Here is a 12,203-nt window from a genome sequence, read left to right on the forward strand (position 1 = left end):
GATTAGGTCAGATTTGGAGTGTGAAACACGAACAAATCTACCAATCAACCACTGCGCTGAGATGTTGACACGAACTCTGATAGGCGGGATTAAATTTTCATTTTCTTACAAACGTGCGTTCAATTCTGCACCGAGTTCTTCAAATCCTGGTTTGCCAAGAAGAGCGAACATATTTTTCTTGTAGGCTTCTACACCTGGTTGGTCAAATGGGTTGATCGCATTGAGGTAACCAGAGATCGCAATTGCCAACTCGAAGAAGTAGAAGGTGTAACCAAGTGTGAACTCATCTTGTTGTGGAAGGGTCACAAACATGTTTGGTACGCCACCATCTGTGTGGGCAAGAAGTACGCCGTCCGTTGCTTTTTTGTTTACAAAGTCAACATCCTTACCTTGCAAGTAGCCAAGACCGTCAAGGTCTTCTGCCATGTCAGGAATCAAGATATTTTTTCTTGGTTTGTCAACACGCACCACTGTCTCAAAGATGTTGCGGTTTCCTTCTTGGATAAATTGTCCAAGAGAGTGCAAGTCTGTTGAGAAGTTAGCAGATGTAGGGTTGATACCTTTTTGGTCTTTACCTTCTGACTCACCTGCCAATTGTTTCCACCATTCGCTGAAGTATTGCAGTGATGGCTCGTAGTTAGCCAAGATTTCTGTTACATAGCCTTTTCTGTAAAGGATGTTACGAACAGCTGCATATTGGTAGGCTTGGTTTTCAGCAATTTTATCTGAAGTGTAAGTCGTACGAGCAGCGTTTGCACCTTCCATAAGGGCATCAATGTCCGCACCAGCTGCTGCGATTGGCAAAAGACCAACTGCAGTCAAGACTGAGAAACGGCCACCGACATCATCTGGAACAACAAAGGTTTCCCAACCATTTGCGTCCGCTTCAACCTTAACAGCACCTTTTGCCTTGTCAGTTGTCGCATAGATACGCTTATTAGCTTCTTCTTGACCGTATTTCTTCACAAGCAATTCTTTGAAGACGCGGAAAGCAATGGCAGGCTCAGTTGTTGTACCTGATTTAGAAATCACGTTAACTGAGAAATCCTTATCTGCCACATAGTCCACCAAGTCAGCAAGGTAGCTTGATGAGATAGAGTTTCCAGCGTAAAGGATTTGTGGAGCTTTACGCTCTTCACGTGTTTGCAAGTTTACAAAGGCATTGCTCAAGAAATCAATAGCTGCTTTAGCACCAAGGTAAGAACCACCGATACCGATAACTACCAAAACTTCACTTTCATTTTGGATTTTAGCTGCTGCTTCCTTGATACGAGCAAACTCTTCTTTGTCGTAGTTTTCTGGCAAATCCAACCAGCCGATAAAGTCGCTACCAGGACCTGTTCCTTGACGGAGCATTTGGTCTGCAAGGGTAACCTGTGGTTGCATGTAGTCTACTTCTTGAGCACCGACAAATTGGCCCAAGACTTTTGAATAATCGAATGTAATATGTGTCATGTCATTCCTCCATTTATGTACCATAATATGATAACGCTTTATCATGTTTTTTTCAAGGGATTTATCGATTTTCATTTATTTTCATGAAATGGTTTGCGTAACTTGTTTATTTTTTGCAAAAATAGTAAAATTCTGAGGAATTTCAAAGTCTGCTAAGACCTGACCCGACTGTGTCACTGTTATCATATTTGGCAATATTTTTGACAATAAATATAGCGGGACCAGGCTCACATACCAGATTGTCATCACTTCAAAAATAAATTTGCTATTATTCCCTCTCTGAATATAGCGTTGTCGGTGTTCTTCTTTTAATGATGGGTGGGGAATGTAAATGTGAAACGGGACAGCGCCACGTACAAGCATAACCAACAACATCCTTACTAGAAAATTCATGGCGACAAGGACCGTCTTCCCCTCCTCATGCAAGGTATAGGCTTTTTCAACGTAGATGTTTTTATAATTCTTATCTTTAATCGGACGTGGAGTTGATTTTCTTTCTTCTTTATTCAAATGACGAACACTAGAATTATCATATTTGATATCCGACATTTCTAAATCTACAATTTGTGAAGATTGCTTGACAAGTGTCGTTTTCCCCATACCTGGAAAAGCAAATACAAACATAGGCTTTCCTCCTTTTCCTCTGTAGAATAGCAGAGCTAACAAAAAGTTTTCTTAAGAGGAAATCTATTTTACTCCTTTTTCCCTATAAATCAATAGAATGGCAACAAAATCAGTCCCCAGACGGAGAGAAATATACTTGCTAAAGTAGTTGCCCCTATTTCTAAAAACAAGCAAAAGAAAACCCTCTGAAAGCATGATTTCAAAGGGTTTTTAGACTATACGCAAAAAGAGCACACACCCGACTTCGCTTAGGGCTGCTGGATTCCTCCCCTGACCCGCTTCACGCACGAATGTTGCTCCGTTTATTATTATAACACAAATTGACTAAAGTGCAAGTTTAGAGTGTAAACTAGCTATCCGAAGTTGCTTCCTCTTGCGTCTTCATGATAAGTTTAGCAGCCTTCTGACTTTCTCTACGTTGTCTGAAAAAATCTTGCATAATCTGAGCGCAGTCCTCTTCCAAAATTCCCGTCTCAACTGTCACACGGTGATTGAGTCGCTGATCTGTCAAAATATCATAGAGACTGCCTGCAGCACCAAACTTCTGATTGGCAGCACCGTACACCACCTGGGGAATACGAGCCAAGCCAATAGCACCGCTACACATGACACAGGGTTCAATGGTCACAAAGAGGGTCGTATCCAGCAAACGCCAATTTCCCACTGTTTGATTGGCTTCTTGGATGGCCATGACTTCGGCATGCATGATAGCCTGATTGAATTCCTCACGCGCATTATGCCCTCTGCCAATAATCTGGCCATCCTTGACAATCACACAACCAATTGGAATTTCTTCCTTGTCCAGTGATTTTTCAGCCTCTGCCAAGGCCTGTTTCATAAAATATTCTTTTTCTTCTTGTGTATAGTTCATAAATCTATTATAGCACAGCCCTGATAACAGTTCAAAATCACTTCTTTATTCTCTGCTATCAAAATCAATCTAACACTACTTCTTCCTTGTCACACATTTCTTTCAAAATTCTGCCCTTCTATTAACTTAAAAATATAAAAATACCTCCTCAGTCGAGAAGGTAGGGGGAGCAATATTGATATTTACAGATATTAATATATCATCTATTGTCGATATTGTCAAGAAAATTTTAAAAAAAAATGTCAAAAACAGCCTCGAAAGGCTGTCTCTGACATTTTCTATTACAATTCGCCAACTAATTTCACAACATTTTCTACTGTGAAACCATAGTTGTCGATAACTGTTTGGGCTGGAGCTGAAGCACCGAATGTATCGATACCAAGGACTTTACCGTCAAGGCCGACATACTTGTACCAACCTTGAGTCGCACCCATTTCAATTGCCAAGCGACGACGGATAGCATTTGGAAGGATTTCTTCCTTGTAGGCAGCATCTTGTGCATCGAAGAGTTCAGTTGATGGCACAGAAACCACACGAACCTTAGTGCCTGCTGCTTCTAGTTCTTTGGCAGCTTTAACAGCCAAGTTCACTTCTGAACCTGATGCAAGAAGGATTGTATCAAAGCCTGCTGCTTCATAAACCACATAAGCACCTTTTGCAACCTTGTCAAAGTCTGTTCCTTCTTCAACTGTCAAGTTTTGACGGGTGAGGACAAGGGCTGATGGTGTAGACTTGCTAGTCAATGACAAGTACCAAGCTGCCTGTGTTTCACGCGCATCTGCTGGGCGGAAAACGTTGAGGTTTGGCATAGCACGAAGTCCTGCCAAGTGCTCGATTGGCTCGTGAGTAGGTCCATCTTCACCAACTGCGATAGAATCGTGTGTGAAAACGTAAGTCACAGGAAGTCCTTGAAGAGCTGACAAACGAACTGCTGCTTTTACATAGTCTGAGAAGACGAAGAAGGTACCACCATAGACACGAAGTCCGCCGTGGGCTGCCATACCGTTCAAGATAGTTCCCATGGCAAATTCACGCACACCAAACTGGATATTGCGGTTGAGTGGATTTACTGAATCTTGCAAACCATCTTCCTTGATGTAGGTCATGTTTGAATGAGCCAAGTCTGCTGAACCACCTAAGAAAGTTGGCAAGACCTTAGCCGCTGCGTTGAGGGCATCTTGTGATGAGTTACGAGTTGCTTGTGAGAAGCCATTCTCATAAACTGGGAAGTCTTCTGGCTTGATTTCGACTACATCACGACCTTCCAAAATCGCTGTTACTTCAGCTGCCAATTCTGGATGAGCTGCCTTATAGCCTTCTACTAATTTCACCCAAGCATCGTAGGCAGCAGCACCGCGATCTGCTACGTTTGCCTTGAAGTCCGCATAGACTTCTGCTGGGATTTCAAATGGTGCATAGTTCCAGTCAAGTGCCTTACGAGTTGCTTCTGCTTCCTCTGGTCCAAGCGGCGCACCATGGACTGCGTTTGTACCTTGTTTGTTTGGTGAACCGTGACCGATAACAGTCTTGATTTCGATAAGAGATGGCTTACCTGCTGCCTTAGCTTTTTCAATAGCAGCAAAGATGGCATCCACATCTGTTCCGTCTGTTACGAGGTCTGTATGCCAGCCATAAGCATTGTAGCGAGCGCGCACATCTTCTGTGAAGGAATCTTTTGTTTCACCATCCAAGTTGATGTCGTTTGAATCATAAAGAACAATGAGTTTTTCTAATTTTTGAAGACCTGCATAAGAAGCCGCTTCTGCAGAAACACCCTCCATCAAGTCGCCATCGCCACAGATTACATATGTATAGTGGTCGAAGATTGGGAAACCATCACGGTTGTACTTAGCCGCAAGGAAACGCTCTGCTTGCGCAAAACCTGTCGCAGTTGAGATCCCTTGTCCAAGAGGACCTGTTGTTGCATCTACACCTGCTGTGTGACCAAATTCTGGGTGACCTGGTGTTTTTGACCCCCACTGACGGAAGTTCTTGATTTCATCCATAGTGACATCTTCAAATCCTGACAAATGAAGAAGTCCGTAGAGGAGCATTGACCCATGACCTGCTGACAAGATAAAGCGGTCGCGGTTAATCCAGTTTGGTTGATCTGGGTTGATGCGGAGCTCTTTAGTGAACAAGCTATAAGCCATCGGTGCCGCACCCATAACAACACCTGGGTGACCTGATTTTGATTTTTCGATGGCATCAATACCAAGGAAACGAATTGCGTTTACTGAAAGTTGTGACATCTTATTCTCCTTTAATAAAGTAATGGTTTCATTATACCATAAAGCGTTTTCTATGTCTGTTTCAAAAGGCAGGACTTGCGTCCCGCCCCTCTTGTCTTCTTATAGCAAGGCCTTGAATTGAATGTTTGAATCTTCCAAGAAGCAATCGTCAAAGCCACGTGGGTGGTGATATTCGATACGGTCCTTGTCCATAGGATAAGTATACTTGCCACCAACTTCCCAGATGAATGGATGGAAATCGTATTGCAAGCGTTCTTTACGCATTTTCCATAGTTGCAAGATTTCATCAGTTGACGCCATAAAGTTAGACCAGATGTCATAGTGAACAGGGATAATAACCTTAGCACGCAAGTTTTCTGCCATACGAAGAAGGTCGATTGATGTCATCTTGTCTTGGATACCGATTGGGTTGTCACCATAGTTGTTGATAGCAACGTCGATGTTGAAGTCGCGACCGTGTTTTGCAAAGTAGTTAGAGAAGTGTGAGTCTGCACCGTGGTAGATGGTTCCACCTGGTGTTTCAAAGACATAGTTGACTGCCTTGCGAGCCATGAGTTCATCTGTCACAGGAAGTCCTGCTAGTTTGCCACCGTTTTCTTCGTAGCCTTCGATTGGAAGTGTCACCAAGCAAGTACGGTCGAAGGATTCTACAGCGTGGACCTTGATGTCTTTGAACTCAAAGCTGTCGCCCGGTGCGATACGGATGATACGGTCAGCTGGAACGCCCCATTTTTCCCAGATGTCGCCACTTTCAACTGGACCGACAAATTTGACGTGGTCCAACTTTGGATTGTTGATGATAGCAGCGGCTGTGCTGATGTCCATGTGGTCACTGTGGACGTGCGATACTAGGTAGTAGTCCAATTCATTGATGGCAAATGGATCGATAACCATTGGCTGCACACGCAAGTTTGGTTGCAATTTACGGACGCCGGCCATGTTAGCCATTTGGTGTCCCCAAACCATGTCTTTCACTTTTTTAGTAGACTTACCACGAGATGACCACAGGTCCATAACCACGTTAGCTCCGCCAGGCGTCTTAATCCAGACACCACAGTTGCCTAACCACCACATAGCAAAGTTGCCTTCTGGCACTACTTCTTCTTCAATTTCTTCATTGAGCCAAGTTCCCCATTCTGGGAAGGTTGAAAGAATCCAGGATTCTCTTGTAATATCTTGAACTTTAGCCATTTTTCATTCCTCCTATAAGGCTGATTGTGTTTCTATGCTTCTAGTATATGCGCAAAAGGTCACAAAAAAAAGACCAAATAAAACACAGGCTTGTGTTCACATTTGGACTTTTGCACGCAGATGGCTAATACAAATCTGTTTCCAGATCGGAACTAGCTAAGCTTGCCAATAATTCATTGGCAATCAGATTTTGCAAACGCTGTTTCAATTCCAGGGCTTCCTGGCCATTTTCAACATATGACGCTAGGAGTTTGTCCAATTCTATGGCAAAACCTTTTTGACTGTCTGTCAGATTGCGGTATTTGGCAAAATGAATCAAACGCAAGACATCATCAAAATCCAGAATCGGATGGACTTGTATCACAGGCAAATCCGTATCCGTCACTTCATTGGTCGAAATCAAGAAGTCCACCTCCAACAGGTCTTCCACGCTCTTAAATTGCTCTGTTGTAAAGACGGCAGAGATGGTTTTTTCAGGTAGGTGGTGCTGACATTGTTTCATCAACAATTTCTGCACAGAAACTCCCTCATCACAGATAAGAAAGACAGTCGGACTGGTCAGCTTTCGACTACTGCTTCGACGAAGGGCTCCACCCAAATGCACCGTCAGATAAGCAATATCCTCATCTGTCAACTGGATTTGCCAGGCTTCTTCCAGAATATGACTAGAAGATTTTGTCAATCGAAAAAGAGTATCATACTTGTAGCGAATTTGATCGACCAAAGGATTGCGCGATAAAATCCCGTAAGTTTTACGAAATAGCATGGCCTTGCAGTGAGCCAGCAAATCATGGGCTAGCTCCTCTTTTTTCTCCAATTCAAAATCTGAATGTAACTCAAAATGACGGATGAAGACATCGACAATCTTCTTCAAATCCGCAAAATCCTGACTAGTAACATGGGCATCCCGGTCCTTGCGATAAGACAAGAGCAAGACAGCGATTAGCGACACCTCTATCTCGTCTAAATCAAGACCAAACTGCTCTTCTAGGGACTGGCTAATTTTTTGAGCAACACCGTACTCAATCCGTTCATAGACCAAGGCGAATTCACGGACAATCGCATCCTTTTCCTCTTGCTCCAAACTCATATTGCGATAAGTTAGCAACATATAGGGTAGAATCTTGAGCATCAGTTCAATTTCAGAACGATTGATTTTCTTACCAAGATCTTTTTCAATACCATATACCTGGTGGGACAAAAATTGGGCCAAATCTTTTGAAAAAAGGGACTGGCAACCACTGAAAAGACTAACCTTGTCTTCCAAAATGCTGACAAAACTCTTGCTCGCTTCTGTGAACAAACTATAGAGTAGAGAGTGGATATACTGGATTTTTGTCAAGGGATGACAGGCCAGATCGTACCCTTGTGACTTAGAAACATAGAGGGTCATCTGATACTGTTCCTTACTCAATCGACTACGGATTTCATTTAAATCGTTGAGAACGGTATTTCGCGAAACCTCTGTCAGATCCATCAATTTTTCCAAGGTAATTCGTTCGTGTGCAATGCAGATATAAAGGAGCATCAACTGCATCCGCTCATCCATATTCATAATATAGCTATAGGAATCAATGGAATCTAAGAGTTGACGACAGGCTTGCTTTTGCTCTTCGGACAAACGGATTCCGATCCGAGGTAGACTTTCGATTGGCTCAACATGGTCTGGAAAGGCAGCATTGATTTTTTCTAAATGATAATAGATTTTTCTACGCGATTGTTGCAATTCCTTGGAAATAGCCATAATGGTTTCTGGCTCTTGGATACCAATCAAATGCCGTAATAAGGCACAACTACTTTTATCTAGTAACACCGTTTCTCCCTCCTCTCTTACTATTTTAACATATTTATAACACAAATTCTAACGACAATATAAATAGGTATTGTTTTTCCAGTCAATAGATACTCTTGATAATCTCCACCCGTGTAATCAAATCTCCATGCATATTGTCAATCCGTAGTGCTACATTTTTCAGATAGACGCAGGCACCGATGGCAATGGTTTTTTCTTCTTCATTGAGTTTGCGGGTCACAAATTCACGCAGGGTTTCACTGCCTTCACTAGGAATTTTTACCCGTGCAATGATGTTGGCAACCTTAACCTTCTGGCTGGCCCGCATGATGATATTATTAGAGTCATCAAACTGGGTAAAGAGGTATTTTCTTACTGCAAATAAGATGGCAACCGACGCAATACCAATCAGGTAATCCATACTAGACCCATGTTCCACAATCAATTGACGGGCAATGGCAACCAAAAGCACCTCAATAACCGTGCTAGGAGATTGTTTGCAAAGCATTTTGATGAATTCGACCCCGACTGCCAAAGTCATAGCCTTGCTTAAAAAACTCTGGATAAAGTTATCCGCTTGAATACCACCCGTCAGTGAACCAACTAAATCCGCCAACAACAAACCTGACAATGCTAGTAGGGCTAATCCTAAAATGGCTGATAAAATCAACTCCAGATAGTAGGCAACCTCTGTCAGACTATCTTGTAAAAACTTTCTCATCTTTCTCCTCATCAAAAGAGAAAAAGCAGTTCTCCTTTTTGGGGAGTCTGCTACTTTTCCCTACTTTTTTTCACACAAGAACTTAATGTTCATCACCTTTTTGTCCGTAGTAGGCATTTGGACCGTGCTTACGGAGATAGTGCTTGTCCATGATATAGCTTGGTGCTGGTTCCACCCGTGGATTGATTTGCTCTGTGTAGCGGTTCATCCTAGCCACCTCCTCTAAGACAACGCTGTGGTAAACTGCCTGAGCAGGATCCTTGCCCCAAGTGAACGGACCATGGTTTCGGACAACAATACCCGGAACAGCAACTGGGTCAATGCCTCGACGTTTAAATTCCTCGATGATGACTGAGCCTGTTTCTTTTTCATAGGCAGTATTCACTTCTTCGGCCGTCAAAGAACGGGCACATGGTACTGGACCGTAGAAATAGTCCGCATGGGTCGTACCATAAAATGGAATGTCACGACCAGCCTGAGCCCAACCCACTGCTTCTGTCGAATGGGTATGCACGACAGCATGTACGTTTGGCCAAGCCTTGTAGAGGGCAACGTGAGTCGCCAAGTCAGAAGAAGGATTGAGGTCACCTTCTACCACATTTCCATCCAAGTCCGTCACCACCATGTTTTCTGGTGACAATTTTTCATAATCCACACCAGAAGGCTTGATAACGATGCGACCAAGTTCACGGCAGACTTCTGATACGTTACCCCAGGTGAATTTGACAAGACCGTGGGCAGGTAGAGCGATATTGGCTTCATAGACCCGTTGGCGCATTTCCTGTAAATCTTTTGGCATTAGTTCAACCCCGCTTTCTCAATCAATGGATAGAGGAAATCCTGTGCCTCTTTAATCGCTGCTCGTGTTTCCTCAACCGTTTCGCAATTTTCTGACCACATTTCAATCAAGAATGGACCTTGGTAGTTGGTCTTTTTCAAGACTGCAAACATATTGTCCCAGTCCACACAGCCCTGACCGAATGGGACATCACGGAATTGACCTTTGGAATTTTCAGTTACCGCATAGGTATCCTTGAGGTGAAGGGCTGCGATAGAACGGTGTCCCAGATAAAATTCGCTGTAAATGTCATTGTGCCAAGCAGACACGTTTCCCGTATCTGGGTAGACAAAGAGATAAGGCGAGTCGATTTCTTTTTCAACGGCTAGGTATTTTTCAATAGAGTTGATAAATGGATCATCCATAATCTCGATAGCCAACATGACCTGAGCCTGTTCTGCCCAGTCGCAAGCCTTGCGGAGATTCTTGATGAAACGTTCTCTAGTTTCAGGCGATTTTTCCTCATAGTAAACATCGTAACCAGCCAACTGGATGACACGGACACCCAAGTCCTGAGCTAGTTCGATACACTGTTTCATGGTTTCTAAAGACTTAGCTTCAAGAGCAGGGTCATTGGATCCAAGTGGATAACGACGGTGACCTGAGAAACAAATGGTCGGAATGCGGACACCTGTTTCATAGATAGCCTTGACCAAGTCTAAACGCTCTTCCTTGGTCCATTCCAAACGAGCCAAACGAGCATCGCTCTCATCCACCGACATCTCCACAAAGTCGAAACCTAATTCTTTGGCAAACTCCAAGCGTTCCTTCCATGTAAAATGCTTGGGCGTTGCCTTTTCATATATTCCGATTGGTCGTGCCATAGGCCTTACCCCCAGATACGACGGATTTCGTCTTTAAATTCACGTGCCGCTGCTGCTGGATCTGCTGCTTCTGTAATACCGCGACCTGCGATAAAGGTGAAGACTTCTACACCCTCAAAGAGTTTGAGTGTATCCACATCAAGACCACCTGTTACAGAAACACGGAAGCCCATGTCAACCAATTTTTTCACTTTATTGAGGTCTTTTTCGCCCCACGTTTCGCCAGCAAGAAGGGCGTCACGAGATTGGTGGTAAATCGCTTGGGAAATACCTGCGTCCAACCAGAGTTGAGCCTGTTCAAACGTCCAATCACCGTAGAGCTCGATTTGGATTTCACCCTTGTCACCACGCACTTCCTTGATAGCCTTCAAAGCAGCTTCCATGGTTGGAATGGTCGCAGAACAAATACAAGTCATCCAGTCCGCACCACGAACGGCATTATTTTTAGCCACCGTACCACCAGCATCCGCACACTTGGTATCTGCAACGATAATCTTGTCTGGGAAAAGGCTGCGAAGAACTTCCACCAATTCGCTACCAACTTGGAGCAAGCAAACCGTACCTGCTTCAATCACGTCAACTTCATGACCAACAGACACAGCTGCCTTAATCGCTCCCTGCAAATCTGAGTGATCCAATGCAACCTGTAAATTTGGGATATGTTTTGTCATCTTTTCTTCCTCCTAGCTATCCAAGTCTAAACCTTCTAAATATGGGCTATTTTTTGATTCTTCCACCATTGCCAATACTTCTTCTGGAGTTTTGCAGGCAATCAAACGCTCGATTGAATTTTCCAATTCGAAGAGGGCGATAATCTGCGGAATAGCTACTGAAGTATGGATTTTTGGATCTGTCGCAGCCAAGGTCAATAGGACAGAAACCTCTTTACCATCTGAAAAGGCTACTGGTTTTGTCAAGGTAATCAAGGCAAAGGAATCTTTCAAAACACCGACACCAGCCTGGGCATGTGGCATAGCCATACCTGGCATGAGCACATAATAGGGACCATATTCTTCTGTCGATGCAATGATGGCATCATAGTATTCTTCTGTCGCAGCGCCACTTTCAATCAAGGGCTCAACAGCCTTGTGAACAGCTTCCTGCCAGGTTTCCGCTGTCAATCCCAAGCGAATGGAATTATTTTCCGTAAATGATTTTTGTAAATTCATAGTTTTTCCCTTCTACACGCTATATGAAAGGGGGAGGGAGACTCCCTACCCCTAACGGCTATTTATAGCACTGCTTGTAATTTTGTTTTGATTTCGTTGTCGTCCATCAGGTTGTCAAGACCAACCAAATGACCTTTCGTGCGACCTTCCAACTCAGAAATCAAGTGATTTGAAGCAACTACGATATCATATCCCGCCGCTAAACCTTTTGCTTCACCGACTGAGCAAGAAGCTGATTGAAAATCTGTTACGCCGAGTTGACGAAGGGCGTTTTCTACCTTCATCTTGATGACCATAGATGAACCCATGCCGTTACCACAAGCAGTTAATACTTTAACCATCTTATTTTCTCCTTGTTTTTTATAAAATATATTTTGTTGTTTTTCTTAATGAACCAAGTAATAAACGAAGTTTTGTTCTGTTGATTTTCGAATATCTCTCGTCTTACTGAAGAACAGGCACTCAA

Annotated in this window: 12 protein-coding genes and 1 other RNA gene; all 13 read right to left on the reverse strand. The window is 43.4% G+C overall.

The features are described 5' to 3' along the window. Nucleotides 1-105: 105 nt before the first annotated feature. The 13 genes from PHA78_RS11660 to PHA78_RS11720 all read right to left on the reverse strand — a co-directional run bounded on the left by PHA78_RS11660 (nucleotide 106) and on the right by PHA78_RS11720 (nucleotide 12,078). Complete coding sequence (locus PHA78_RS11660) at nucleotides 106-1,455, reverse strand: glucose-6-phosphate isomerase (protein WP_024376135.1); 1,350 nt, start codon at nucleotides 1,453-1,455, stop codon at nucleotides 106-108. A gap of 81 nt (nucleotides 1,456-1,536) precedes the next feature. After that, nucleotides 1,537-2,079 (reverse strand): hypothetical protein, encoded by a 543-nt coding sequence (locus PHA78_RS11665; protein WP_024376136.1) that lies wholly within the window; start codon nucleotides 2,077-2,079, stop codon nucleotides 1,537-1,539. A 217-nt stretch (nucleotides 2,080-2,296) separates the two neighbouring features. Continuing rightward, an RNA gene (ffs, locus tag PHA78_RS11670) (signal recognition particle sRNA small type) lies at nucleotides 2,297-2,386 on the reverse strand. Nucleotides 2,387-2,428: 42 nt separating this feature from the next. Further along, nucleotides 2,429-2,950, reverse strand: a complete 522-nt coding sequence (gene tadA, locus PHA78_RS11675; protein ID WP_024376137.1) for a tRNA adenosine(34) deaminase TadA — start codon at nucleotides 2,948-2,950, stop codon at nucleotides 2,429-2,431. A 281-nt stretch (nucleotides 2,951-3,231) separates the two neighbouring features. Continuing rightward, nucleotides 3,232-5,202, reverse strand: a complete 1,971-nt coding sequence (gene tkt, locus PHA78_RS11680; RefSeq protein WP_272158222.1) for a transketolase — start codon at nucleotides 5,200-5,202, stop codon at nucleotides 3,232-3,234. A gap of 99 nt (nucleotides 5,203-5,301) precedes the next feature. Further along, the gene (gene ulaG, locus PHA78_RS11685) at nucleotides 5,302-6,393 is read right to left on the reverse strand and encodes an L-ascorbate 6-phosphate lactonase (RefSeq protein ID WP_002939891.1); all 1,092 of its coding nucleotides are present in this window, start codon (nucleotides 6,391-6,393) and stop codon (nucleotides 5,302-5,304) included. A gap of 124 nt (nucleotides 6,394-6,517) precedes the next feature. Then, nucleotides 6,518-8,206: a BglG family transcription antiterminator gene (locus PHA78_RS11690; protein ID WP_044776239.1), complete on the reverse strand. Its 1,689-nt coding sequence runs from the start codon at nucleotides 8,204-8,206 to the stop codon at nucleotides 6,518-6,520. Between the two features lie 82 nt (nucleotides 8,207-8,288). Then, on the reverse strand, nucleotides 8,289-8,906 hold the full coding sequence (locus PHA78_RS11695; protein ID WP_024377632.1) for a phosphate-starvation-inducible PsiE family protein: 618 nt from the start codon (nucleotides 8,904-8,906) through the stop codon (nucleotides 8,289-8,291). An 82-nt stretch (nucleotides 8,907-8,988) separates the two neighbouring features. Then, nucleotides 8,989-9,705 carry an L-ribulose-5-phosphate 4-epimerase gene (locus PHA78_RS11700; RefSeq protein ID WP_029187600.1) on the reverse strand — a complete coding sequence of 239 codons (717 nt, stop codon included), beginning with the start codon at nucleotides 9,703-9,705 and terminating at the stop codon, nucleotides 8,989-8,991. Next, nucleotides 9,705-10,568, reverse strand: a complete 864-nt coding sequence (locus PHA78_RS11705; protein ID WP_014638764.1) for an L-ribulose-5-phosphate 3-epimerase — start codon at nucleotides 10,566-10,568, stop codon at nucleotides 9,705-9,707. The genes PHA78_RS11700 and PHA78_RS11705 overlap by 1 nt, the downstream gene beginning before the upstream one ends. Before the next feature lie 5 nt (nucleotides 10,569-10,573). After that, nucleotides 10,574-11,239, reverse strand: a complete 666-nt coding sequence (locus PHA78_RS11710) for a 3-keto-L-gulonate-6-phosphate decarboxylase UlaD (RefSeq protein ID WP_024377630.1) — start codon at nucleotides 11,237-11,239, stop codon at nucleotides 10,574-10,576. Nucleotides 11,240-11,251: 12 nt separating this feature from the next. Then, nucleotides 11,252-11,737 carry a PTS sugar transporter subunit IIA gene (locus tag PHA78_RS11715; RefSeq protein WP_024377629.1) on the reverse strand — a complete coding sequence of 162 codons (486 nt, stop codon included), beginning with the start codon at nucleotides 11,735-11,737 and terminating at the stop codon, nucleotides 11,252-11,254. Between the two features lie 62 nt (nucleotides 11,738-11,799). Then, nucleotides 11,800-12,078: a PTS sugar transporter subunit IIB gene (locus PHA78_RS11720; RefSeq protein ID WP_009910950.1), complete on the reverse strand. Its 279-nt coding sequence runs from the start codon at nucleotides 12,076-12,078 to the stop codon at nucleotides 11,800-11,802. Nucleotides 12,079-12,203 lie beyond the last annotated feature (125 nt).

The organism is Streptococcus sp. HN38 (genome assembly GCF_028335765.1).
Taxonomy (GTDB): domain Bacteria; phylum Bacillota; class Bacilli; order Lactobacillales; family Streptococcaceae; genus Streptococcus; species Streptococcus suis_P.